This is a genomic window from Rhodococcus sp. 06-462-5 (assembly GCF_002258315.1).
Classification (GTDB): Bacteria; Actinomycetota; Actinomycetes; order Mycobacteriales; family Mycobacteriaceae; genus Rhodococcoides.
Map to the genome: position 1 here is coordinate 26,560 of NZ_NOYD01000018.1, position 23,163 is coordinate 49,722.

Consider the following 23,163-nt stretch of genomic DNA (forward strand, 5'->3'; position numbering starts at 1 on the left):
CTGCTCAGCGCGCCGCACTCCGAACCAGCCACACGAAAGGAACCCGGCCCGTGCCAGCACAAGCCTGGATCACCCTCATAGTCGGCGTCTTCGCCGTCGTTGGCGTCGCTGGAACCGTCAACCAACGCACCCGAGCGGACAACCGCTCCCAATCCTGGCAACGAATCACCTGGTGCCTCGAACGCACCGTCAGCGACAACCCCGATGAGGTTGCCCTCGGCTGGACGGTGTTCGGCACCGTAGTTGCTACACCGTTCATCGCCAAGACCGACCGTCGCACACTCCGAGCAATCGCGGACCGTGACATCGACCTCGGCAGCGCCGATCTGGCGGAAACCGACGACAACAGTGACAATGGACCTACTGCAGACCGCGAGGAGCGCGCATGACCACCACCGAACCACGCCGGGCATGGACCCCCGAGCAACGCCGGAAGGTCCGCGCCGCAGCCGCAGGAGCCTCGATCAAGCTCCGCGAGTACGACAACGATCCGGTCCCGCAGTGGCTACGCGACGTCGCCGCAGGCATAGACAGTAAGCCGCCGACTGACTGAACACCCCATCAATCCGACAAGGCCCGCCCCCAACCAAGGGACGGGCCTTCGTCATTTGGCGAACGTCGGGAATCGATGCCGTCGACTACGCAGAACGAGTGGCCGCCATGCGGGTGGCAGGTGAATCGAACTCCACTGCGCTCGTCCTGCCACAGCCCGGACAGCAGAGAGAACATAAAGCCGCCGCTCGCGTCGCCGCGGGCGGCTCGCCGCCTGTCATTGTGCGGCGTTGTACGCCTCTTCGATGTCGGCCGGGATGCGGCCGCGTTCGCTAATCTCGTAGCCCTGGTCGAATGCCCACTGCCGAATCGCCCGCGTCTGCTCCGGATCACGCTTGGTTGACCCGCCGGCCGCTGTAGCGGCAGACGCGGCAGCGGCGGAGGGCTTGCGCTTGCGGCCACCGACCCGTGTCGCGTGCCCGACGTAGTAGTCGAGCTTCTTGTGAAACTCGTTCGCGTTCTTCGCCTTCAGGTCGATCGAGTATTCGACGCCGTTGATCGCGAATTCGATCGTCTCGCCGGACTCGTCATCGATGACCGACCCGTCGATATCGTCCACCAATTGGGTTGTCACTCGTTTGGCCACAGCCGGAAAACCTTTCATCGACACATTCGCTATGCGCAACCGCATTCTTATCTATGAGCGTAACCAGCACCGACATCCGCGCTCTTCAGCGACACGGCCATTCGCTACCGCACCGTTCCACGCACCTGCGTTGCTTCGCTGGGTGTGCGACTGAACGGATGTCCTTCTGAGCTGACACGCACGCCTCAGCTCGACCGTAGAACAACAAAAGCGCATGAGCACAGACGCGCTACGACGCTGAAATGGCGCAGAGCCGTGAAGACGGGTCGAGCAACAGGCAGACCCTGCCGCAAGCTAGCCACATGATGCAGCTTCGACGACCTATTGGAAGGTGGTGCGCAACGCGCCGATGGCAACAGCAATGACTACGGCAAACATGATCGACGCAACAACCACGCCGATGCGAAACGCGCCGCCGGCGATGACTCCCGTTGCACGTAGGGGAGCGAACCGCCAACCTGACTCGGACTTTCGAGCTCGCCACAGCGCTCCTACGACGATCAAGCCGACGGCAACAAGTGCGATCACGATCGTGCACCTCCTATCGCAAGCCGTGTCCAACACCGAGCCAGCGACATAAATACATCGCCGTAACCATGTGCAGTGGGCGTGCGTTCTCATTGTGTTCTCGAAATATTGTTGTGTTGCACTGAGTCAGAGCCCTCGATGTGTGCGGTCGTGAAGCCTGCGGCGCTAGCTTCGCTTATATGTCAGGCGATGCTGCGCGCGCCCTCTCCATCCGCGCCTGCGTCTCCTTCTGTCGAAGGGTCTGCAGATGAAGTTAATGCGGAATCCCCAGGGCTCTCCAAATGTTCTTCTGTGCTACTCGCGTCACCCGCGTCATTCTCTGCAGCCGAACCGATATCGGGCCTGGCGGTCGAACGTGCCGACTTCGTCGATTTGACCAATCGCGTCGCTTCCGGCACCGAAAGATCCACCAGCGCAGCGATGCTGGCGTATGTCTCACCCCGTTTCTTGAGCTCTGCGAGTGCCCTTGCGCGTCTCTCATGCGCCGCGTCGAGTTTGGTTTCCGCGTCCCGCCGCAACCGCTCGATCCTCGTGGTCACATCGTCGTTGATTTTTTGTTCGTCGCGGGTGGCATCGAAATACGAAACCAAATCCTGCTCCTGATTCTTCAAGTGCATCTGCGCGTCCGACAGTCGCTGCGCATTCGCTCTCCGAGCCCGTTCCCGAGCGCTGACCGGTCCACCGTTCGAGGGAGTCATGTTGGACAGGCTACCGCCAACATGCTGGCCGGCGAAAGGGTCATACGCACCCACGGTCGCCCTGATTGATCTGTCCTGCTACAACTTTCGTCCCTCATCGTCCATGCACGTTCTAATTCGTCCGAAATCTAGATACTATCGACTTTAGATTCCCTGTATCGCTTCGCGAAATGAAAAACCAAACGCCACACACCTCTTGCACTATTAGTGTCCATGGGCGGAATCTGCGTACTATCGCGACTGTGCCGCGCGATTTAGAAGCAGAATGCGAGCGAGATCGGCCCGTGAGATCTCGTCGCACACCGCCTCGTCGGCGGCTGTGCCCGCGATGATGACTGTTCATGCGCTGCACGCGGGCGACGGCTACACCTACCTCACCCGCGAGGTCGCCAGCGCCGACATTCGCCTCGAACGCGGCCAAGACCTCACCGACTACTACGCCGAAGGCACCGAAGCGGGCATCTGGGGAGGGCGGGCATCGGCCGAACTCGGCGTATCCGGGTACGTCCGCGAGGACCAGATGAAAGCCCTGTTCGGCGAAGGACTGCACCCCGAAGCCCAGGCGTTGATCGACGCCGCCATCCTGGACGGTACGAAGGCGAATGCGGCGATCGAGAGCGTGCGGCTCGGCCGTAAGTTCGCGAGCTTCCGCAACGAAGTGCCGCTGATGAAGCGCATCCGCGCCGAGATCGACAACGACCGCGCCGCCGGCGGAGGGCCGCTCACCGCGGAGCAGTGCCAGCAGATCCGCTACCGCGTCGGAGCCGACGAGTTCCACCGCGAAGTCGGCCGATCACCGGCCAGCGAAGCAGAGCTCGTCCGCTACATCGCCTCGCAGCAACGCCGCGAACGCCAACCCGTCGCCGGCTACGACTGCGTGTTCACTCCACAGAAATCTGTGTCCGTTCTCTGGGGTCTAGGCGACGACGACACCCGTGTCGCGGTCGAGCGTGCACACAGCGCCGCGGTGAGCGATGCCATCGGCTGGGTCGAGGACAACGCCTCCTACACCCGCGTCGGCAAAGCGGGTGTCGGACAGATCGAATCGACCGGCCTGATGTACACCCGGTTCGATCACCGCGACAACCGCAACGGTGACCCGAACCTGCACACCCACGTCGCGATCTCCACCAAAGTGCAAGGCATCGACGGCAAATGGCGCAGCCTCGACGGGCGCGTGCTGCACAAGCTCGCCGTCGCCGCATCCGAACGCTACAACACCCTCATCGAGGAGTACGTCACCCGCGAGCTCGGCACCGTGTTCGCCGACCGACCCGGCACCGGAATCAACAAACGCGCAGTCCGCGAAATCGAGGGCATCCCCGCCGCACTGCTCAGCGAGTTCTCCCGCCGCGACGCCATCGAGTCACGCCTGGAAAAGCTCGTCTCCGACTACCGCAAGACCCACGGCAAAGACCCCTCGACCGCGATGCAGATGCGCCTCGCCGACCAAGCGACCCTGGAAACCCGCAACCAGAAAGCATCCCCGAAATCACTTGGTGCCCAACGCGCTGAATGGCGCGAACGCGCACTCGACGTCGTCGGCCGCCGCGCCCTGAACTCAGCCTTGAAAACGAGCACCGGGAACACGATCACCGTCACCGACGCCGCCGCGATCGACGACCGCGAAATCGCCCGCACCGCTGTCGCACGCATCGCACAGCAACGCTCGAGCTGGAACCGCTGGCACATCCAAGCCGAAGTCCAACGACAACTACGGCCACTGGTGTTCACCACCGCCGCCGAGCGTGACGCGGTCGCCGAGAAGGTCGCCGAAGCCGCGCTCGGCGGGGAGTCGATCCGGTTGACCCGGCAGGTCGACGCGACCCCGGCAGCGTTGCAGCGCAGCGACGGTGCGTCGATCCTGACCGTGCACGGCAACGAGACCTACACCAGCGCAGCGATCCTCGCCGCCGAACACCGCCTCGTCGGTGCCGCCCACACCCCGACCGCGGTCATGGCACCTGCCCACGCCTACACCGCCGCCCTCGCCGCGCACACCCAACGCAAAGGCTGGGATCTCGGCGCGGACAAGAAAGCACTCGTCGAGCACTTCCTGTTCTCCGGTGCCCTGCTGGCTGCCGGTGTCGGTCCGGCCGGCACCGGCAAGACCACCGCCATGCGCGTGGTCGTCGACGCGTGGCGCAGTACCGGATACGACGTGATCGCCCTCGGACCGTCCGCGAAAGCCGCCGGCGTCCTGGGCGACGAACTCGGTGTCACCGGCCGCACCATCGCCGACGTCCTCACCCGCTACGAGAACGAACTCGACACCGGCATCACCCCGGGGGCGATGATCCTCGTCGACGAAGCAGGCATGGCCTCCACCCACGATCTGGACCGGCTGACCTACATCGCCGCCGAGCACAGCGCAGTGGTCCGACTACTCGGCGACCCGCAGCAGCTCGCCGCCGTCGACACCGGGGGTGCACTGAGGCTGGTCGCTCGATCGAGCGCGGCACCGGAACTGGTCTTCGTCCACCGCTTCCGCGACAATGAAGAGGCCGAGATCTCGCTGCGTCTGCGTGACGGTGATACCTCTGTCGCGGCCTGGTACGCCGCGAAAGACCGCGTGCAGCACGGTATGGCCGACGACCTCGCCGAAAAGGTCTTCACTGCGTGGGCGCAGACCTCGGACACCGAGACGACGTCGCTGATGATCGCCAGCACCAACCACGCCGTCCGCGACCTCAACGATCGGGCCCGCACCGAACGACTCGCCAAGGGGCTGGTCAAGAAGGGCGGCAACGACCTCTCCGATGGACTGCGCGCCAGCGCAGGGGACCGCATCGTCACCCGCCGCAACGACACCAGCCTGCGCGTCACCGGCACACGTGGGGAACGGGTCCGCAACGGCGACCTGTGGACGGTCAAGACCGCGCACCGCGACGGCTCGCTGACCGTGCGCCACCTCGAACACGGCGGGCGCATCCGGTTGCCGGCCGAGTACGTCAAAGAGCACTGCGAGCTCGGTTACGCCGCCACCATCCACCGCTCCCAAGGCATGACCGTCGACCAGGTCCACGTCCTCGTCGACGACACCATGAACCGACAGGCCCTCTACGTCGCCCTTACCCGCGGCCGCGACGGAAACCAGCTGTACGTGCCCATCGACCGGATCGTAGACCCGCACCTGATCCACGTGCATCCGGACAAGAAGATCGCCGACGAAGTCGTGCGGACCATCATCGGCCGCGACGGCTCGGACGTCTCGGCGACCGAACAGCAACGCGACGCCGCCGTCGCACACCGCAAACTCGGCTACAACGTCGGCGGATACGAGTACGCGGGCGAACTTATCGACGCGCACCGCATCGAAGCGATCGTGCGCGAGAACATGGGTCCGGAGCTGGCGAACACGATGATCGGCGAAGCCGAATGGGACACCTTCGTCCACCAGTACCGCCGCGCCGAGCAGCTCGGCCTCGACGCCGCCCCCACATTGGCCGCCGCCCGCTCGGAGCGCGAACTCGCCAGCGCCGACTCCGTCTCCGCCGTGATGCACTGGCGACTCGAAAAGCACATCGAGAACGGCGCGGACGAGATGCACGCGTGGGCGCAGAGCATCGAACCGACGCTGCGGACACAGTTCGGTGAGCACGCCGAGACGATCCTCGGCGACGATGGGGCGTGGCCAGACCTCGCCGCCCATTTGCGCAATGCTGAACGCGCCGGCAAAGACCCCCACGCCGCGATCGTGGAACTGCGCCGCGGTGTCACCGACGCCGACCCGAGTGCAGCGGATCTGCTCGACGACTCCGAACGACGCTGGCCCCTCGGCCGAGAAGCACGCGACCACAGTGCCCCGAGTTGGGTGCTGCCGCCGATGCAGGACCGCGAGGGTATCGACCCCGAACTCGTCGCCTGGAGCCGACGCCGATACACCGAGATCGCCGAACGCACCCGCGAGCTCGGACAGAACGCCGTCGACGAACAACCCGCCTGGACCCGCCACCTCGGCGAGGTTCCCGACTCCGGCGGTGCCCGACTGCGCTGGCAGGTCACTGCCGGCCAAGTCGGGGCCTACCGAGAACAATTCGGCATCGACACCGATCGCACGCTCATCGGCGACCGACCCGAACACGGAGAAGCGGCCCGCGCGTGGGATCAGGTCAACGCCCGCATCAAGACAGTCACCGCGCCCGCTCAGGTGCCCGCACACGCAGGCCCCGGACAGCAGTCGGCACCGACCCCGCAATCCGCGACGCCCGATCCGACCGTCGACACGGACCGGGCGCGACGAGAGGCTGCAGAGCAACGCGCGACGGAACAACGCCGCCTCGCCGAGCAACGTAAAGCCGAACGCCGCGAACAACTGCGCCAACAACAGGCCCGCCGATCCGGACCAATCCGCGGACCACGTATTTGAGACCGCCTATCCGCACCTTCCGTCGCCATCAGCGACACCGAGCCAGAATCAATGCTTTGAACCTGGCCCGGTCCGCAGAAGGGCACTTTGGAATCAGGCGGCTAACCCCACGGGCAGCGACGAGGTAAACGAAGATTGCTCTCGCGATGGACGCGTTACATTCCGGTGGGACGAGCGTGCAGGTTGCGAAGTTTGACAGATACGCGACTGCGTGGCGGACAAGAGGTCTTGCTGATTACGGCTCTTACGGACTGACAGTTGTTCGTTTGAGCAAACTGAGTCGAAAGATCGACAGCACAAAATGTTGGTCGTGGCCGTTGGATCGATCGACGAGTGACAGGCCGCGGAACGAAAAGTGTTGTGGGAAAGTAGATGTAGCACTCTACTGCTAGCCCATGTACCAGAATTCGTTCTGGTACCTGTACACAACCCCCCCGTGGATTCGCGATGCGACTTCTCAGGAAGTTCGCGTATGTCGGTCCGGTGATCGAACGCGTGGGCGACCTTATCGACGGCAAAGCGTCCAAATTCGTGTGGTCGATAGACCCGAAACGGTTGCGGAACACAGCCTCGCGCAGATACGGTCATGTATCGTTCTGGCGATTGCCTGACCGGATCTGGTGGCACCGCCAACACGTCGTCGATCTGTTTGATTGCTACTTCTGAGCTCCTGGTACGAATTAGTCAGTTATGCCGAGCTCGTTCTCGATAAGCTGCTGAACTGGCCTTTTCTCCACATGCCGCCATCGAGCACCAGCGACGATTTCCTTGGCGGGATCGATCGACGAAATACAGTGAGCACTCGTGACCGAGGCAGCGGCGAATGCGGTCGCGGTACGGACCGGAATACAGATCGACGGCGTCGCGCGCGACGATCGATAGCACATTTCGTACATCGACCGATCCACCGAAATGACTGTTGGCTGCGTCGTAAGCGAGCAGTAGCGGGGGAGGTCCGTAGGACGCGGCACGGTTGATCGTGTCGATTGCGGCGGGTGCCGGCCTTGAGCCGTCCACTCGGGAGCGCGTCAAGTGGTTGAGGGCCTCACGCAATGCAATGGCGTCTTCGAGTCGATCCGGGGTGATCGGGTCGAGTGCAGGAGGTAGCCCTGCGACGAAGATCCAGGTGTGCAGTGCGTCGCTGTCGACCAGAAGTTCTCTTTCGTTCATGTCGCGCTTGGCGACCGTAGCGACAAAATCCAATGCCAGACTGCCGGATCGGAACGGAAAACCAAGTCTTCGTTGATCTTTGGTCTCCACCACAGGCGGACGACTCACAGCTTCTCCTTGCTCGGGCCAGTGCCACCACTGTTGTGGCCGGCTCCGCCATAGTCAACCCCCGAGGTGTACGTACGGCATCGATTTAAAATCATGTTGAGCACAACACATTCGCGTGAGGGTCTTGACAGGTCACCGACGTGTCGCGTTCAGTATTGCCTATGCAACGAGTAGGGATTCCCCTCACCCGCCGACGCGTCGTGGACTTCATGACGTTCGTCGGCGCGGATTGTCGCTGACTAGCTTCACCCCCTCTAGCGCCACAGAGGCGCTGCGCTACATCACATCGCTCTTCTCCGGCCGTACGTGCCTGCGCCCATTCATCTCAGTCGCTCCACGCTGCCGTCGAGTAGCCACACCAAAGGATCTTCTTGATGCCTGTCGAGTTCATCAGTGCCAGCTTCGTCAACGATTCCACCGAACTGAACCCCACGTCGAGCACCGGAATCGATCCCAAATTCCTGGTTCGCTACGCCCGCGTCCTCGACGACGCCGGGTTCGACTACACCTTGCTTCCCTACGGATCGTCGGGGTGGGATCCGTTCGGCGTAGCCGCCGCGGTCAGCCAACACACCGAGCGGGTGAAACCGCTGGTCGCGCTGCGTCCGAACATCATGTATCCGACGGTTGCGGCCAAGGCGCTCGCCACGTTGGACCAGCTCAGTGGCGGCCGTGCGGCCGTGCACATCATTTCCGGTGGCGACACCGCCGAGCAGGCGCGGGAAGGCGACCGACTGGACAAGTCGGGTCGCTACGAGCGGTCTGCGGAGTACATCGAGATCTTGCGCAAGGTGTGGGCGTCGGACAAACCCTTCGATCACAGCGGTACGTACTACCAGTTCGAGGACTTCCATTCCTCGATCCGTCCAGCGGGCGGATCCATTCCGGTGTCTGTCGGTGGATCTTCCGCCGACGCCTACCGAGTCGGTGGGGCCCTGGGTGACATCTTCGGCTTGTGGGGGGAGCCGCTGGCGGAGACCAAGGAGCAGATGGATGCAGTGTTCGAGCAGGCCGCACTCGCGGGCCGGGTGGACCGCCCCCGCATCTGGGTGACGTTCCGTCCGATCATTGCGCCCACCGAGGAGCTGGCCTGGGAAAAGGCTCACCGGACGTTGGCGCAGCTGAACAAGTCCGGTGGTTGGTCGGCGGCCAAGCCCTCCACCGGCGCGCCGCAGAATGTCGGATCTCAGCGTCTGTTGGAGATCGCCGCACGCGGTGAGGTACACGACCGGGCGTTGTGGACGCCGACAGCGACCGCCACCGGAGCGCGCGGGGCGTCGACGGCTCTGGTCGGAACTCCGGAAACCGTGGCCGCGGCGATTCTCGATTACGTGGACCTGGGTGCGGAGCTCATCTCCATTCGCGGCTACGACAATCTCAACGACGCGATCGACTACGGCCGGTATGTTCTTCCGCTGGTTCGCCAAGAACTGGCCTTACGCGAAAAAGCAGCGTGAGTCGCTACGTCGTCGTCGGAGCCGGCGCAGTCGGGGCAACCTTGGCGGCCGAGTTCGATTCGGCCGGAATCGATTACGTCCTGGTTGCACGCGGGGTGTCGTATCGCGCGATTGCCGACGACGGGTTGCGATACGTCCGGCCGTCCGGTGAACGCACGATTCGGCTCCGCGTGGTCGATGGTCCGGATGCGGTAACGGTCACCACGGCAGACGTTCTGCTTCTCACGGTCAAGGCCCAGCAGGTCGAAGCTGCGGTGGCGCAATGGGCGTGGCGTTCGGTTGAGGGTTCAGAAGATGCTGTGGCGCAGACGATTCCGATCGTGACGTTTCAGAACGGGCTCGACAGTGAGCGCACCGCACTGCGCCGATTCTCCCGCGTCTACGGGGCGTCGATTCGGATCCCAGGAACTCACGTCGAACCCGGCGTAGTGGTGTCGGCGGGCGAGCCGTCCGTTGCGCTGAACTGGTTGGGATGCTTCCCCGGCGGGATCGACTCGACAGCGCAGACGATCGCGCGCGATCTGGGCTTCGCCCATATCCCTACCGATGTCGTCCCGGATATCGGGCAGTGGAAGGCCGCCAAGCTGATCGACAATCTACTCAATGCCGTCGATCTGTTTCGCGTCCATGACGCCGACATCGCCGAGATCGCTGCCGCAGTGCGGTCCGAGGCGGAGTCCGTCTACGCCGCTGCAGGAATCGAGGTGGCCGACTACGGCCGCTCCGCTCTCGATCTGGCTTCACTCGGTGTTGCCGACATCGAGGGCTACAGCAGTACTCGTAGATCCACCTGGCAGAGCGTCGTCCGCGGGTCGAGCGTGGAGACGGACTATCTCAACGGAGAAATCGTCCTGCTCGGTCGCCTGCACGGGATAGCGACACCGGTCAACGAGGCCCTTGCCGTCGCGGCGAACTCCGTCGCTGAGCCGGGATCGCGCGATCTGCGTGCAATTCTGCCCCACGCGAATGCCATCCCGGTATAGCTCTCCGTCCGAACCCCCATCGAAGAAACGAGTCACCATGACCGATTTGGCAGTTGGACGCCAACGGATCGAAGAACCAGTCGACGCCACCGCAGGACTGGTGGCCATCACGCCGCGATCGAAGCGGACCGTCTGGAGCCCACCCCGTGGGGTACGTCGAGCCCTGGGGCCGATCGCTCTCGTGCTCGCCTGGCACGTGTTCGCAGTCACCGGCGTCCTGCACCCCGATGTGCTGGCCGCGCCGCTCGACGTGTTGACGAGAGGATGGGACCTGTGGTCGGACGGTCAGCTGCCCGGCGCGATCATCGCCTCGGGTAAGCGGGTTCTGTTCGGTTTCGCGATCGGTGGAGTGATTGCGCTGACGCTGGCACTGCTGGCCGGGTTGTTTCGGCTCGGAGAGGATCTCCTCGACAGTTCGGTCGGCATGATCCGCATGATTCCCTGGGTCGGCCTGATCCCGCTGTTCATCATCTGGTTCGGTATCGACGAGACTCCGAAGATCGCCCTCGTGGCGCTCGGTGTCTGCTTCCCGTTGTATTTCAACATCTACGGGGCTATTCGTACTGTCGACTCACAGCTGATCGAGGCGGGCGAGACCCTGGGCTTGAAGCGAATCGGGTTGATTCGCCATGTGATCCTCCCGGCCGCACTGCCCGGGGCTCTGGTGGGACTGCGATATGCCCTCGGAACCGCTTGGCTGGCTCTGGTTTTCGCCGAACAGGTCAATGCGAGTGCCGGCATCGGATATCTGATGAACACCGGCCGCGACTTCTTTCAGACCGACGTCATCGTCGTATGCCTCGCGGTGTACGCGATTCTCGGGTTGATTTCCGACCAGCTGGTGCGCCTGCTGTCCAAGGCGTTGCTGTCCTGGCAAGCCTCATTCGAAGGGAAGTGACGACTATGACGCTGGCGGTGAGACTGCGCGGACTGTCGAAGACATTCGGTGACCGCAGGGTGCTCGAAGACCTCGATGTCAATATCGAGGCGGGCGAATTCGTCGTCCTGCTCGGTCACAGTGGCTGCGGGAAGAGCACACTGCTGAGGATACTTGCCGGGCTCGACCAAGACATCGACGGCGATGTTCGGGTGCCGAGCAAGCGTGCGGTCGGATTTCAGTCCCCGCGTCTGATGCCGTGGAAGCGAGTGTGGCGCAACGTCGTCCTCGGACTACCGGGACGACCGGACAAGGGATTGGCCGAACGATATCTTGCCGAAGTCGGTCTGAAGGACCGGGCAGGAAAATGGCCGAAGACACTCTCCGGCGGTGAGGCGCAGCGAGTCTCGCTGGCCCGAGCATTGGTACGCGAGCCGGACCTACTGCTTCTGGACGAGCCCTTCGGCGCTCTCGATGCACTGACGCGAACGAAAGCGCAGGCGTTGGTTGCCGATCTCTGGCGGAAGCACGGCTGCGCAGTGCTGTTGGTGACCCACGACGTGGAAGAAGCGCTGCTGCTTGCCGATCGGGTCCTGGTCATGGACCACGGGCGTATCGAACACGAGGTGCGTATCGATACCCAGCGGCCGCGAGATATCGGCTCCCCCGAATTCGTGACGAACCGTCGTCGACTGTTGAACTGGCTCGGCGTGGCCGACGCCTCCCAAGAAAAGGCTTCCGCGTGATCAAGTCCGTACTCCGCACCCTCGCGGTATTATCCATCGCTGCACTGACCCTCGGGGCATGTAGCTCCGAGGAGGACACCGATGCCCCCGCATCGGGAGTGACCCTGACCTTCGGCGATCAGGTGAAAGGCCTGCAGGTTCTGGCCGAGGCATCCGATGCGTTCGCCGGTGCCGACTACGGCATCGAGTGGGCTCAATTCCAAGGCGCAGCACCGCTGTTCGAGGCCGTGAAGGGCGGATCGGTCGACACCGGCTACGCAGCGGACCTGCCCACATTGCAGGCAATCAGTGCCGGCGTTCCGATCAAATCAGTCGCCGCATTCAAGAGTGACGGCAACGGGAACGTCATCATCGCGCGCGAGGGATCGGGGGTGAACTCCGTTGCCGACCTTAAAGGGAAGACGGTCACGGTCTCCTCGGCCAAGGGCAGTATCGCCGAATACCTGCTCGTCCGTGCGTTGGAGGAGGCCGGGCTGTCCTACAGCGACGTCACGATCCAGTATCTGCTCCCCACCGACGCCCAGGCGGCGTTCGTCAGCGGAAACATCGACGTGTGGGCAACGTTCGGCATCTTCGGGAACATCGGGCTCTCCCGCGGCGGCACACTGCTGGTCGACGGTACCGGCGGGCGCACCACCGGTATCGGAATTCTCAGTGCCACCGACGCTGCGTTGGCCGATCCCGCCAAGAAGACCGCGCTGACCGACGCGATCGCCCGACTCGACAAAGCCGTTGAGTGGGGACAAGATCATCCGGATCTGTGGGCGCAGGCGATCGCCAAAGCCAACAACACGCCTGTTGAAACTGCCGAAGTACTTGTGCAGCAGGGCAACAAGTCCACCACCGCGTTGACTCCCGACGTCGTGGCCGACATTCAAGTCGTAGCCGACACGATGCACGGCGTCGGATCTCTGCAGCCCAACGTCGACGTCGCCGCCACCAGCGACCCGTCTGTGTATCCCGTCCGATGAATATCTTGACCACTCACACGAAAGATCGACCATGACCGCACGAAGGTTGCTGCTTCCAGTTCTTGCCCTCGCGACCGCGCTGACGATATCGACGGCGTGCAGCAGTTCGCCCGACCCCGAGCCGACGTCCTCGGACGGTGTGGACTTGTCTTCCGTGTCGTTGAAAGTCGGTGCCACCGGCTGGAATGCACAGGAGCAGGCCTTGCAGGTCGCAGGCCTGGACGACACCCCGTACTCTCTGGAATTCGCCGTGTTCTCCGGTGGCGACCAGCAGCTGCAGGCGCTCCAGTCCGGCGCACTCGACCTCGCCCAGTCGAGTGAGATTCCGCCCATCTTCGCCGCGGCAGGCGGTACGGTCAAGTTCGACCAGATCGCGGTACAGACGGGTACGACTCTGTTGCAGGAGGTCGTCGTCGGAGGGGGCTCGTCGATCCGTTCGATCGCAGAGCTGCGAGGCAAGAAGGTCGGCTACGTCAAGAACACGACGGCCGCGTACTTCCTCAACGAGTTGCTCAAGGAGAATGGGCTGAGCTGGTCCGACATCGTGCCGCAGCCATTAACCCCCAACGACGGTCTGGCCGCACTGAACGGTGGGTCGATCGACGCCTTCGCGAGCTACGGCAACACCATCATCGCCGCACATCGATCGGGTGCCGAAACGATCGGTTCGGGTGAGAGCATCTTGTCCGGGAACTTCCCGTGGAGCGTGTCGGACGGGGTACTCGACCATCCCGGTCAGAAGGCGGCGGTAGCAGATCTGCTGGCGCGCTTGGACCGAGCGTATGCCTACATTCGAGACGGACATCAGCAGGAGTTCGCCGAGCGCACCGCCGCAGCCACGAACCAGCCCGTCGACAGTGCCCTCGCCCAGATCACCGACGGTGAGGCGCAGAACCCCACGAGCTTCGCGGTTCCGACGGCCGAGGTCGAGTCCAATCAGCAGAAGGTGGCCGATTCGCTGCGTGAGATCGGTGCCCTGCCGAACGAGGTGAATACTTCGGAGCTGTGGTCGGATGGTCTGAGTACCGAGTTGACAGCGGCGTTGGCGGCAGCGAAGTGACGACCGTCGAGCTGACTCGGATCACTGCCGACATCGCCGAACATGCGGCCGAGTACGACCGCACTGGGCAGTTTCCACAGGCCGGAATCGACATCGTGCACCAGGCGGGTCTGCTCACGGCCTCGGTGGCCGGACGATACGGCGGACGGGAGGTCGGCAGTCTGGAGTCCGCCCACATTCTGCACGCACTCGGAGAGGGTGATCCGTCCGTTGCGCTGATCGCGGCGATGACACTGTTCACTCACGCGGCGCAGGCGCGGACTCCCAAGTGGCCGGAGGAGTTGTACGCGCAGGTACTCGACCGATCAGCACTTGAGCCGACGCTTCTCAATTCAGCTCGAGTCGAGCCGGAGCTCGGTTCTCCGGCGCGGGGTGGACTGCCCGCGACCACGGCACGCAAGACTGCGACGGGCTGGTCGCTGACCGGAACCAAGCGGTTCGTCACGGGAGCCCACGGGCTCAGCTACTTTCTGGTGTGGGCCCGTACCGACGAGACCGACACCCGAGTCGGCACGTTCGTCGTTCGTGCCGACAGCCCCGGCATCACCGTCGGAAACAATTGGAACATGCTCGGGCTGCGGGCAAGTGGCTCCGTCGACGTCGAGTTTCTAGACGTCGACGTACCGGCCGATCACGTCATCGACCTTACCGATGCCGCCGCGGGTGGACAGGACAATCGCGCCGCCGCGCAGTTGAACACGGCGCTGGCTGCGCTCTACCTGGGTGTCGGACGTGCTGCCCAGAAGGAGTTCCACCGATTCGCGCACACCAGGGTTCCGGCAAACCTGGGTAAGCCGTTGGCAACAACGGATCGCTTCCGCGACCTTGCCGGCGAGATCGAACTGCAATTGTCCGGTGCCGAGGACCTGCTGTTCTCGGTGATCGAATCCGACGCCGAACCGACGCGGTTGCTCGGTGCGCGGGTTCTGGCGGTTCGGGCACTGACCGACGCCGTCGGCTTGGCCGTCCGCTCGATCGGTAATCCCGGGCTGAGCCAGGACAACCACCTGCAGCGGCACTTTCGTAACGTTCAATCGGCCGGTGTGCATGCGCCGCAGCAAGACACATCGATCGCCATCATCGGTGCCTCGGCACTGAAGTCTTCGTAGAGGATCAGTCATGACAGCCATAATCGAACGTCCGACACTCGAGTTCGACGAGCCGGTAGGCCTCGGCCCACGCGGAACACTGATAGTCCTTCCGGGGCGAGGAGACTCGCCCGGTGTCTACGCCCGGTTCGGTGCACGCATCGCCGTCGACGCGTACCGGGTGCGTGTGGTGCACGGCCCGGCAGAACTCGCCGATACGGTCGCGGCCGCCGTGGGCCCGGTGGTGTTGGTCGGTGTCGACACGGGAGCGATCGACGCGTTACGCGCGGTGCAGGACGACGGGATCGACGCTGCGGCAATGGTATTGGTCGGTCTACCCAGCGCGGGCGATCGAGGCCCGACCGAATGGGAAGACGAGGTCACGGCGCGAGCGAGCTGCCCGACCCAGCAGGCGCGTCTGCGCAGCGGCGATCTCGTGGAGGTGGGTCGGTTGGCTCGGCCCGTCGAAGACGACGTCGTATTGGCCACTACACGTCCGATTCTCGCGCTGCACGGTGCCGACGATTCGATAAGTCCACTGGCGCAAGCGAAAAGCCGCTACGCAGGTGCATCGAACGTGCGTCTGCTGTCGGTGGCCGACGGTCGACACGACGTACTGAACTCGCTCAACCACCGCACCGTCGCGGCCTCGGTGGTGCTGTTTCTGGAAACGCTGAGGGCCGAGACCGAACTGGTGAAGGAGGTCGCGCTGTGACGACTACGCACGGTAGCGAGAAGTTGCTTCTCTCCCCGGGCCGACTGAACGCTGCGCTGCACAGCGCCGTTCCGCCGGTGGTGCTCGATGTCCGGTGGGCCCTCGGAGACCTGGACGGGCACCGACACTACCTCGATGCTCACATTCCCGGTGCGGTGTTCGTCGATCTCGACACCGAGTTGGCCGCTCACGGCGAACCCGAGGACGGACGCCATCCCCTGCCCATCGTCGAGACTCTTCAGGCTGCGGCGCGGCGGTGGGGAGTGCGAACCGGCATCCCTGTGGTGGTCTACGACAACACCGGTAATCTGGCTGCCGCGCGGGCGTGGTGGCTGCTGACTTGGGCAGGCGTGGCGGACGTGACACTTCTCGACGGGGGATTGTCCGCCTGGATCGGCGAAGGCAACGACACGGTATCGGGAGAGCAGACCCCTTCCGAGCCGGGCGACATCGTGCTCACCGGGGGACATCTACCTACCATGACAGCCGACGATGCTGCTGTACAACCGGATTCGGGAACACTGATCGACGCGCGGGCGGCCGAGCGGTACTCCGGTGCGGCCGAACCCATCGATCCGAGAGCCGGCCACATCCCGGGCGCGGTGAGTCTGCCCACGGCCTGCAATCTCGACTCCGACGGCACGTTTCTCCCGGCCGAGGTGCTGCGTGATCGCTTCTCCGAGGTCGGTGACGACGTGGCGGTGTACTGCGGTTCTGGAATCACCGCAGCCCACGAGATTTTCGCACTGAAGCTCGCAGGTATCGACGCAGCGCTCTATCCGGGTTCGTGGTCACAATGGTCCTCGGACCCGGCCCGCCCGGTCGCCACCGGAACGTCGCCTCGATGACGGCGGTGACCGATACCGACTTCGTCGGCGAACTGAAGTCCAACTTCGGTCGAAAGGCGGTGTTCGACAACGCTGCTCTGTCGAGTCTGAGCATCGACAGGTCCGGTTGGGAGCCCGAGGGCTCACCCGTGGCGGCGGTGTTCGCGGAGTCGACCGGCGACGTGTCGGCGCTGCTGAAGGCCGCGGGAAGGTTCGGCGTTCCGGTCGTGACCAGGGGTGCGGGCACCGGGCTGTCCGGTGGGGCAGTCGCGCGATCGGGTGAAGTGGTGCTGAGCCTGGAAAGAATGAACAGCATCGTCGAACTGTCCGAGCAGGATCAGATCGTCCGAGCGCAGGCCGGCGTGATCACTGCCGACATAGATTCGGCCGCAGCGCGAGTGGGGCTTCGCTACGCTCCCGATCCGGGAAGTGTCGCGATTTCGACCATCGGTGGCAACATCGCCACCAATGCCGGCGGTCTGAGGTGTGCCAAGTACGGGGTCACCAAGGACTCGGTACTCGGACTCGAAGTGGTGCTCGCCGACGGGCGAGTGGTGAGAACGGGCGGGCGCACCGTCAAAGGTGTTGCGGGGTATGATCTCACGTCACTGATCGTCGGATCCGAGGGAACGCTCGGTGTCGTGACCGAAGCTACGCTGCGATTGCGACCCGCCCCCGCGTCCACCGACACGGTCGCAGCATTCTTCGGCTCGGTGGGCGAGGCTGCCGCTGCTGCGTCGGCGATCACTGCGGCCGGATTACAGCCGTCGGTATGTGAGTTGTTGGACTTCGCGTGCCTTCGCGCCATCGATGCTGCCGAGGGAACTGCATTGAGTGCGAGAGGAAATGCGTTCCTTCTGGTTCAAGCAGACGGTGCCGGATCGGGGCCCGAGGCTGCTCTCATCGAGGGCTTGCTCGGACCGTTGGCGAAGCACGTGGAGCGAAGCGTCGATGCGCAGTCCGCAGACGAGTTGGTACGCATCAGGCGTGGTGCGTTGCCTGCTCTGGAGCGGCTCGGCCGAGTTCTTATCGAGGATATCGCGGTGCCGCGATCGCAGCTGGGTCCGATGACCGACCGTATCGAGCGCATCGCCGACGCGCACGGAGTGACAGTTGCGACGATGGCCCATGCTGGTGACGGAAACCTGCACCCAATCTTCGTCGTCCCGAGTGGGGAGATACCGGCCGAAGTGTGGACTGCGGCCGGGGAGGTATTCGGTGCAGCACTGGAATTCGGTGGCACCTTGACCGGTGAGCACGGCGTCGGTCTGCTCAAACAACAGTGGCTCGGCGACGAAATCGGTAGCGACGTCAGCGAATTGATGCACGGAATCAAATCCGTGTTCGATCCAAGCGGAATTTTGAATCCCGGCAAGGCCCTCCCAACGCGATGACGGTCCTGTCAGTGTCTGGCTGGATACCGAAACAGCGCGGATCGCGTCAAGATCTGCCAATCGATCACCCCGGTAATCGCAGCACGAGCGAAGTACTGAGCTGATGGAACTGGACACTGCCGATCAATTCAAGGCCAACACGCCAGCCGATATCGGGGCGGGGAGTGTAAAGCCAGTGCCTGGGATGCTGGTTCCCATTCGGGCGCGGCGACCGGCACCCCGGCTGCGTACTCATGCTGTAGGTCCACAGTTCGTGGACTTCGATCAGGTATACGGAGCCCAGGCACCCATGCGGGCGTTGAAGGTCCAATCGATGCCCTCGAACATCACGGGGCTGTCGGGGTCGGCGGGGTCGAGTGGTTCGGCGAGGCCGGAGTCGATGGCCATGTCCATGTCGTCGGCGGGGATGGTGCGCACTTCCTCGGCCGCGGTGACGTCGGCGACCGGTGCCGGCGGGGCAGCAAGTGGTTCGGGGCGGGCGCCGACGTCGGCGTCGACGAACCCCTCGATGCCGGCGAGCGTGGCCGGCGGCAGCGGGCGGTGCGCACACTGATCGTGGGTGCAACTGTCGAAGTCCGAGATGTCACGAACGCGCGCCATGAGCGGCCGAAACCACTGGGTGTGCCAGGCGGTGAGGTCGTCGCGGTACTCGTCACCGCGGTAGTAGGCATCGGTCCACGCCGCCATCAGGGCGCTCAGTTCCTCGACGACGGGATCGTGGCGGTACCAGCACGGCGGGATCTTGGTGCCGAGCTCGTAGCGCTCCCGCAGCCACGTGGTCCAGTCGATCAGCTCCGACCACAGGGCCCGCGCCCGCTCGGCATCGAGGTACCGCCAGGTGAACCGCGACGGCACCAGCTCTTCCTGCCCGGCCCCCGGTGCGGTCACGACAGCGTCGTCCCGTCACTGACCTTGTCGGGCACCACCGCACCGGACCGGACGTCGGTACGAGGCGCGGTGCCCGACGCCACGATCTCGTCGAACACCTTCTGCGAGCGCAGCACCGCGGCACGTGATTCCTTCTCGTCCCACACCGTCGGCAGGTGCACCAGGATCGGCGGCGCGGTCCGGTAGATCAGCAGACCCTGGTAGGGGTCCATCTGACGGATCTGCGCCGGCGACATCACCGGTACCTCTCGCAGCGTCGGCCCGGACCGGGCGTTCCCGGAGGGCTGCCACTCGTACCGGTCGCCGAGCATCTTCGAGATCGCCTGCAGCTCGTCGCCTTTGAGGCCGGGCAGGATCAGGCGGGCGGGGGAGTTGTCGGCGAACATCTTGCCCGCGACCGCGCCCCAGCGGAGCTTGTTCTGCTCTTCGTTGTGGGCGTAGGCGTGGATGGTGATGCCCCGGCCACCCGAGTCCGACATCAGATCCGGCAGGCCCGGGATCGGGGCGACGTTGTTGACTTCGTCGAGCTCGAACCGGATCGGGGGATCGAATCGGCCACCGGGCAGGGACTGCGAATGCCGGTCGGCGAGGTGGTGCACTTCGCTGGCCAGGGCCGCGATGAACGGTGCCGCAGAATTGTCCTTGCCCTTCGATACCAGATGCAGCGTGTCCGCGCCGGATCGAATGAACTCGTCGATATCGAACGACTCGCGCATCGGTACATCGACCGCCTTGAGCAGTGCGGGGGAGGCGAGCGGGGCGAGGAGTCTGCTGGCCGCGCCGATCATGTCATCGGAGGAGTCCGATCCGGAGTCGAGGATCTGGCCGAGTTCGGCTTCCCAGCCGGGCATCGTCCGCATCAGGATCTCACGTGGTTCGCGGCCTTTACGCGAGTTCACCCAGACGCGCAGCGTGGCCAGATCCGCACCACTGATCGCGGCCGCGTGCAGGTAGCAGCGCAGCAGCACGACTGCTTTGTCTTCCCAGTAGCCGCCGTTCTTGGTATCTCCCATAGGCATTGCCGACACCAAGCTCTGCGCGCGTCGGATCGCCACGTCCGGGTCCTGGCAACCGGAGAGGATCGACCAGCGGATCGGGTCGGGCCATCCGGTGGTGTTGTCCGGATCGAAGATCGACACCCGCCCGAGCGCGGCGCGGTGCTCGTACGTCGCCGAGATCAGATCCACTTTCGTCGACGTCACCAGCAGTGCACCGGGTGCGTCCATGCAGCGCCGATACGCCACGCGCCAGGTCTTACCCGAGCCGGTGACACCCTCGACGAGCATGCAGTCGTTCTGTTTGATGTAGACGACCCTGTCGGGGTCGACCATGTTGCGGCCCAACGCGATCGCGACCTCGCTCGCGTCCAGCCTTGAGGCCCGCGTGCCCTTCAACGACGAACGGGTGGCGACGGCAGCGGTGCGAACACTCTTCTCGTCGATACCTGCCCGGGCGAGCTCATGTCGGCCGGCGAAACCCCGTTGCGCCTGACCGCGGTGGTGCTGCCAGTCGTCAATCTCGGAGCTGATCCACAGCGCCACAGCGGTATACAGCGCACCGAGCACCAGAATGCACACCCACGTCACCCACGCCGGGCCCGGCTGCGCGCTCGCCGGCCACGCGGCCGCGGGGTCCGACGGGTTCGTGACCAACCCACGGAAGATCGAGAACAGCTCACCGAGGCTGGTGGGCATCGCGATCACCTTGCCCGAGACCAGCGAGGAGACCATGCCGCCGCCGGCGACAGCGAACACCACACCCACGATCAGAGCGGCACCGACCCAGACCTCGGACGGAACGAACGGATCGCTGGGCCTACGGGGAGGGGATTGCATCGCACTCATCGAACTGTCCTGTCGTCGGTGGAAGGGACACGCCGGGAATAGCTTTCGAGCACATGCAGCTCGGCGGCGAGACCGACAGCGCAGTCCGCGTCGGCCACCGGGTCGAGGGCGGCGAGGTTGGCTCGTAGTCGGGTGATCCGGATGTACCGGACCACCGCGGCGGCGTCGGTATCGGAGACCGGGTCGGAATGGGTGATCTCGTACCGCCCCTGGTCGGGGAGGTGCGTCACGGTGGCCGGGGTGCGTTGACCACTGCGCTCGGTGATCGAGCGGGCAAGGTCGTGCGCGAGGCGGTGCGCGAGGTCCGGTGCCCACTGTCCGAGCAGCACTGTCGAGTTCGGCAGCGGGTCGGGCCGAGTCGAGAGCACACGCACGTCGACGCCGGCTTCCGCACTCACGCGGCCATCGGGGCCGACGCCGCCCTGCCACTGGATCGGCAGGGCGACGCCGTCGACGGCGGCACGCAGGTAGCCCGGTGCCGGTATCCGCGCTGTGCGGACGCCGGCGCTGTAGGCCGGGATGGCGGCGAGTGCGCAGGCGATCTCGCCCGCGGTACCGGACACACAGACGTCGTCGGCACCGTCGGAGACTGGAGTGTGCGTGATGGTGACGGTGATGTCGGGCCAGTCGAGGCCGGCGGCATGGCTGACGGCGAATCGCGCTGCGGCCGAGGGGGACGCGAACCGCCTCTCCCCGCTCGCGCAGGTGTAGTCGTACCCGATCGGGGCCGGCGAGCTCACGCGCACGTCGATGGTGCGGGAACGCCGGGCCGCTGACGAGGAGGGCGATGAGGTGCTCATGCTGGCTTGACTCCTTTGACGGCGGCATCGGTGTCGGTGAGGGCGATCTCCTGCGGTGAGCGGACGTGTTCCATGAGGATCGGGTCGGACGAGCCGATCTTGACCAGGCATTCGCCCTGGCCCAGGCCCATGATGATGTCGATGGACCCGGGCGGCAGGTGATACATCTCCGCGGTCTCGCGGGCGTCGTCGTAACGTTCCTGCGCGAACAGGAACACGATTCCCGCCTCCTGCATGAGCGCCCGAGCGGGGGAATCGTGGGGCATGTCCGAGGGGTGATGGAAGGCCGAAACGGTCGACAGGCCCAGTCCACGAGAGAGTTTCATGTTCGACCGGAACACAGTGCCGGTCGATCCTTCGGCGACGTGCCAGCCTTCCTCGACGATGAGAATGGTCTGCTTGGACACCGACGAGCGTGCCGCGAGCAGGTTCGCCAACCAGGTGTTGATCACGGTCATCACCACCCGCAGCGCAGGCCCTTCGGTCGGCAACGCGGAGACGTCGAAGTGCGCGAAGGGGTGCTCGAGCGCCTCCCGGACCTCCGGGGAGGTTTCTGCGTCGACGAGGCCTTTGAGGTCCCTGTCGACCAGGCGCAGCAGGGCCAGGCCCGGCTCGTAGCCCCATTCGAGCGAGCGCTCGGACCAGCGGTCACCGAAGTACGTTCCGTCGTCGGTGGACGGCTCGACGAGGCGGCGGGCGAGATCCTCGAGCACCGGTGCGCGACCGGACGCGGCGGCGTCGGCGTTGACCAGCTCCAACGCTCGGCCGACGGCGCTCTTCTCCGGGGTGGTCAGCGGGCGTTCCATCGTGTCGGCGAGGACGGCGAGCACGAGGGCTTCCTGACCGGCCGGGGTGACACCGTCGAGGCCGCCGGCGTGTTCACCGCCGGTGGTGATCGCGGGATCGAGCAGGTTCAGCCTGGCACCGCCGCCACCGGTTTTGAACCGGACCGATTCCACCCCGAGGGTGCGGGCGAAGATGGAGTACTCGCCCTCGCTGCCCTGACGTTTCTTGTCGATGACCACCACCTGTCGGCCGAAGATGATCTGCCGCCACAAAAACGCGGTCTTGATCATCGACGACTTGCCCTTGCCGATGTCCCCGACGACGCAGACGTTGATGTTGGAGATGTCGGTGCCGTAGAGCTCGAACGGATCGGTGATCACCAGGTCCTGGGAGATCCGGTTCAGGCCGGTCACCGCTCCCTGGTGGCGGGCACTGCGGCGGCTGATGGCCAGGTTCAGCGCTTCGGACTGCCTGGTCGTACTCCACGCACCTTCGGAGCGGGGTTCGTACCATCCGTAACGGTCGAGGAGCGCGAACCGCCGAGGTGGCTTACGGCGGGCAATCCGCTGGGGGAGCGCCTGCGCGGCCTCGAGGACGGCACCGCCGTCGCCGAGTCGTTCGCGATCGCCGCCGAGCAACCGCGGGCGTACCGGTTGCTCGGTCGCGGCCGGTCGAGTGTACGGACGATGGGTGGTGTGTTGCGGCATCGAAATCTC

Annotated in this window: 21 protein-coding genes; 13 read left to right on the top strand and 8 right to left on the bottom strand. The window is 64.7% G+C overall.

Annotated features, from left to right (window positions below; all coding sequences use genetic code 11):
• Window positions 1–50 precede the first annotated feature (50 nt).
• Together CH251_RS12235 and CH251_RS27485 are read left to right on the top strand one after the other, a co-directional pair.
• Window positions 51–389: a hypothetical protein gene (locus CH251_RS12235; protein WP_143537838.1), complete on the top strand. Its 339-nt coding sequence runs from the start codon at window positions 51–53 to the stop codon at window positions 387–389.
• Complete coding sequence (locus CH251_RS27485; RefSeq protein ID WP_155291288.1) at window positions 386–553, top strand: hypothetical protein; 168 nt, start codon at window positions 386–388, stop codon at window positions 551–553. The genes CH251_RS12235 and CH251_RS27485 overlap by 4 nt, the downstream gene beginning before the upstream one ends.
• A 216-nt stretch (window positions 554–769) precedes the next feature.
• On the opposite strand, the gene CH251_RS12240 is transcribed toward CH251_RS27485, so the two are convergent.
• The 3 genes from CH251_RS12240 to CH251_RS12250 all read right to left on the bottom strand — a co-directional run bounded on the left by CH251_RS12240 (window position 770) and on the right by CH251_RS12250 (window position 2,364).
• Window positions 770–1,138, bottom strand: coding sequence for an Lsr2 family protein (locus CH251_RS12240; RefSeq protein ID WP_032392292.1), 369 nt, complete (start codon window positions 1,136–1,138; stop codon window positions 770–772).
• A 321-nt stretch (window positions 1,139–1,459) separates the two neighbouring features.
• Window positions 1,460–1,666, bottom strand: coding sequence for a hypothetical protein (locus CH251_RS12245; RefSeq protein WP_032392293.1), 207 nt, complete (start codon window positions 1,664–1,666; stop codon window positions 1,460–1,462).
• Between the two features lie 182 nt (window positions 1,667–1,848).
• Window positions 1,849–2,364 carry a hypothetical protein gene (locus tag CH251_RS12250; RefSeq protein WP_032392401.1) on the bottom strand — a complete coding sequence of 172 codons (516 nt, stop codon included), beginning with the start codon at window positions 2,362–2,364 and terminating at the stop codon, window positions 1,849–1,851.
• Window positions 2,365–2,629: 265 nt separating this feature from the next.
• Between CH251_RS12250 and mobF the strand changes: the two genes are divergently transcribed.
• Window positions 2,630–6,733 carry a MobF family relaxase gene (gene mobF, locus CH251_RS12255; RefSeq protein ID WP_230598349.1) on the top strand — a complete coding sequence of 1,368 codons (4,104 nt, stop codon included), beginning with the start codon at window positions 2,630–2,632 and terminating at the stop codon, window positions 6,731–6,733.
• Between the two features lie 684 nt (window positions 6,734–7,417).
• Here mobF and CH251_RS12265 read toward each other — a convergent pair.
• Window positions 7,418–8,011 (bottom strand): ABATE domain-containing protein, encoded by a 594-nt coding sequence (locus tag CH251_RS12265; protein WP_143544969.1) that lies wholly within the window; start codon window positions 8,009–8,011, stop codon window positions 7,418–7,420.
• Window positions 8,012–8,385: 374 nt separating this feature from the next.
• Here CH251_RS12265 and CH251_RS12270 point away from each other — a divergent pair, with 374 nt between their 5' ends.
• The 10 genes from CH251_RS12270 to CH251_RS12315 are packed head-to-tail and all read left to right on the top strand — an operon-like array spanning window position 8,386 to window position 18,129.
• Complete coding sequence (locus tag CH251_RS12270; protein WP_032392295.1) at window positions 8,386–9,468, top strand: LLM class flavin-dependent oxidoreductase; 1,083 nt, start codon at window positions 8,386–8,388, stop codon at window positions 9,466–9,468.
• Window positions 9,465–10,451, top strand: a complete 987-nt coding sequence (locus CH251_RS12275; RefSeq protein ID WP_032392296.1) for a ketopantoate reductase family protein — start codon at window positions 9,465–9,467, stop codon at window positions 10,449–10,451. The genes CH251_RS12270 and CH251_RS12275 overlap by 4 nt, the downstream gene beginning before the upstream one ends.
• A 37-nt stretch (window positions 10,452–10,488) precedes the next feature.
• Window positions 10,489–11,349, top strand: a complete 861-nt coding sequence (locus CH251_RS12280) for an ABC transporter permease (protein ID WP_032392297.1) — start codon at window positions 10,489–10,491, stop codon at window positions 11,347–11,349.
• Window positions 11,350–11,354: 5 nt separating this feature from the next.
• Window positions 11,355–12,074, top strand: coding sequence for an ABC transporter ATP-binding protein (locus CH251_RS12285; protein WP_032392298.1), 720 nt, complete (start codon window positions 11,355–11,357; stop codon window positions 12,072–12,074).
• A complete protein-coding gene (locus CH251_RS12290; RefSeq protein ID WP_032392299.1) occupies window positions 12,071–13,045 on the top strand; it encodes an ABC transporter substrate-binding protein in 975 nt (324 codons plus the stop codon). The genes CH251_RS12285 and CH251_RS12290 overlap by 4 nt, the downstream gene beginning before the upstream one ends.
• A gap of 31 nt (window positions 13,046–13,076) precedes the next feature.
• Window positions 13,077–14,105: an ABC transporter substrate-binding protein gene (locus CH251_RS12295; RefSeq protein WP_032392300.1), complete on the top strand. Its 1,029-nt coding sequence runs from the start codon at window positions 13,077–13,079 to the stop codon at window positions 14,103–14,105.
• The gene (locus CH251_RS12300; protein ID WP_218828291.1) at window positions 14,102–15,214 is read left to right on the top strand and encodes an acyl-CoA dehydrogenase family protein; all 1,113 of its coding nucleotides are present in this window, start codon (window positions 14,102–14,104) and stop codon (window positions 15,212–15,214) included. Before CH251_RS12295 ends, CH251_RS12300 begins: the two co-directional genes overlap by 4 nt.
• 10 nt (window positions 15,215–15,224) lie before the next feature.
• Window positions 15,225–15,908, top strand: coding sequence for an alpha/beta hydrolase (locus CH251_RS27910; protein WP_032392301.1), 684 nt, complete (start codon window positions 15,225–15,227; stop codon window positions 15,906–15,908).
• A gap of 23 nt (window positions 15,909–15,931) precedes the next feature.
• The gene (locus CH251_RS12310) at window positions 15,932–16,756 is read left to right on the top strand and encodes a sulfurtransferase (RefSeq protein WP_032392405.1); all 825 of its coding nucleotides are present in this window, start codon (window positions 15,932–15,934) and stop codon (window positions 16,754–16,756) included.
• The gene (locus tag CH251_RS12315) at window positions 16,753–18,129 is read left to right on the top strand and encodes an FAD-binding oxidoreductase (protein ID WP_080735727.1); all 1,377 of its coding nucleotides are present in this window, start codon (window positions 16,753–16,755) and stop codon (window positions 18,127–18,129) included. The genes CH251_RS12310 and CH251_RS12315 overlap by 4 nt, the downstream gene beginning before the upstream one ends.
• A 264-nt stretch (window positions 18,130–18,393) precedes the next feature.
• Here the strand turns inward: CH251_RS12315 and CH251_RS12320 are convergent, their stop codons facing one another.
• Genes CH251_RS12320 through CH251_RS12335 form a run of 4 tightly spaced genes read right to left on the bottom strand, consistent with a single transcriptional unit; the run spans window position 18,394 to window position 23,154 of the window.
• Window positions 18,394–19,017: a DUF4913 domain-containing protein gene (locus CH251_RS12320; protein WP_032392302.1), complete on the bottom strand. Its 624-nt coding sequence runs from the start codon at window positions 19,015–19,017 to the stop codon at window positions 18,394–18,396.
• Window positions 19,014–20,861: a type IV secretory system conjugative DNA transfer family protein gene (locus tag CH251_RS12325; RefSeq protein WP_032392303.1), complete on the bottom strand. Its 1,848-nt coding sequence runs from the start codon at window positions 20,859–20,861 to the stop codon at window positions 19,014–19,016. The genes CH251_RS12320 and CH251_RS12325 overlap by 4 nt, the downstream gene beginning before the upstream one ends.
• Complete coding sequence (locus tag CH251_RS12330) at window positions 20,858–21,661, bottom strand: hypothetical protein (protein WP_032392304.1); 804 nt, start codon at window positions 21,659–21,661, stop codon at window positions 20,858–20,860. Before CH251_RS12330 ends, CH251_RS12325 begins: the two co-directional genes overlap by 4 nt.
• Complete coding sequence (locus tag CH251_RS12335; RefSeq protein WP_032392305.1) at window positions 21,658–23,154, bottom strand: ATP/GTP-binding protein; 1,497 nt, start codon at window positions 23,152–23,154, stop codon at window positions 21,658–21,660. Before CH251_RS12335 ends, CH251_RS12330 begins: the two co-directional genes overlap by 4 nt.
• Window positions 23,155–23,163: the final 9 nt, after the last annotated feature.

Bases quoted from the DNA above. Each gene is read 5' to 3' on its own strand.
- CH251_RS27485 (WP_155291288.1), top strand. From the start codon at position 386: ATGACCACCACCGAACCACGCCGGGCATGGACCCCCGAGCAACGCCGG.
- CH251_RS12250 (WP_032392401.1), bottom strand. From the start codon at position 2,364: ATGACTCCCTCGAACGGTGGACCGGTCAGCGCTCGGGAACGGGCTCGG.
- mobF (WP_230598349.1), top strand. From the start codon at position 2,630: ATGCGAGCGAGATCGGCCCGTGAGATCTCGTCGCACACCGCCTCGTCG.
- CH251_RS12270 (WP_032392295.1), top strand. From the start codon at position 8,386: ATGCCTGTCGAGTTCATCAGTGCCAGCTTCGTCAACGATTCCACCGAA.
- CH251_RS12280 (WP_032392297.1), top strand. From the start codon at position 10,489: ATGACCGATTTGGCAGTTGGACGCCAACGGATCGAAGAACCAGTCGAC.
- CH251_RS12285 (WP_032392298.1), top strand. From the start codon at position 11,355: ATGACGCTGGCGGTGAGACTGCGCGGACTGTCGAAGACATTCGGTGAC.
- CH251_RS12295 (WP_032392300.1), top strand. From the start codon at position 13,077: ATGACCGCACGAAGGTTGCTGCTTCCAGTTCTTGCCCTCGCGACCGCG.
- CH251_RS27910 (WP_032392301.1), top strand. From the start codon at position 15,225: ATGACAGCCATAATCGAACGTCCGACACTCGAGTTCGACGAGCCGGTA.
- CH251_RS12315 (WP_080735727.1), top strand. From the start codon at position 16,753: ATGACGGCGGTGACCGATACCGACTTCGTCGGCGAACTGAAGTCCAAC.
- CH251_RS12325 (WP_032392303.1), bottom strand. From the start codon at position 20,861: ATGAGTGCGATGCAATCCCCTCCCCGTAGGCCCAGCGATCCGTTCGTT.
- CH251_RS12330 (WP_032392304.1), bottom strand. From the start codon at position 21,661: ATGAGCACCTCATCGCCCTCCTCGTCAGCGGCCCGGCGTTCCCGCACC.
- CH251_RS12335 (WP_032392305.1), bottom strand. From the start codon at position 23,154: ATGCCGCAACACACCACCCATCGTCCGTACACTCGACCGGCCGCGACC.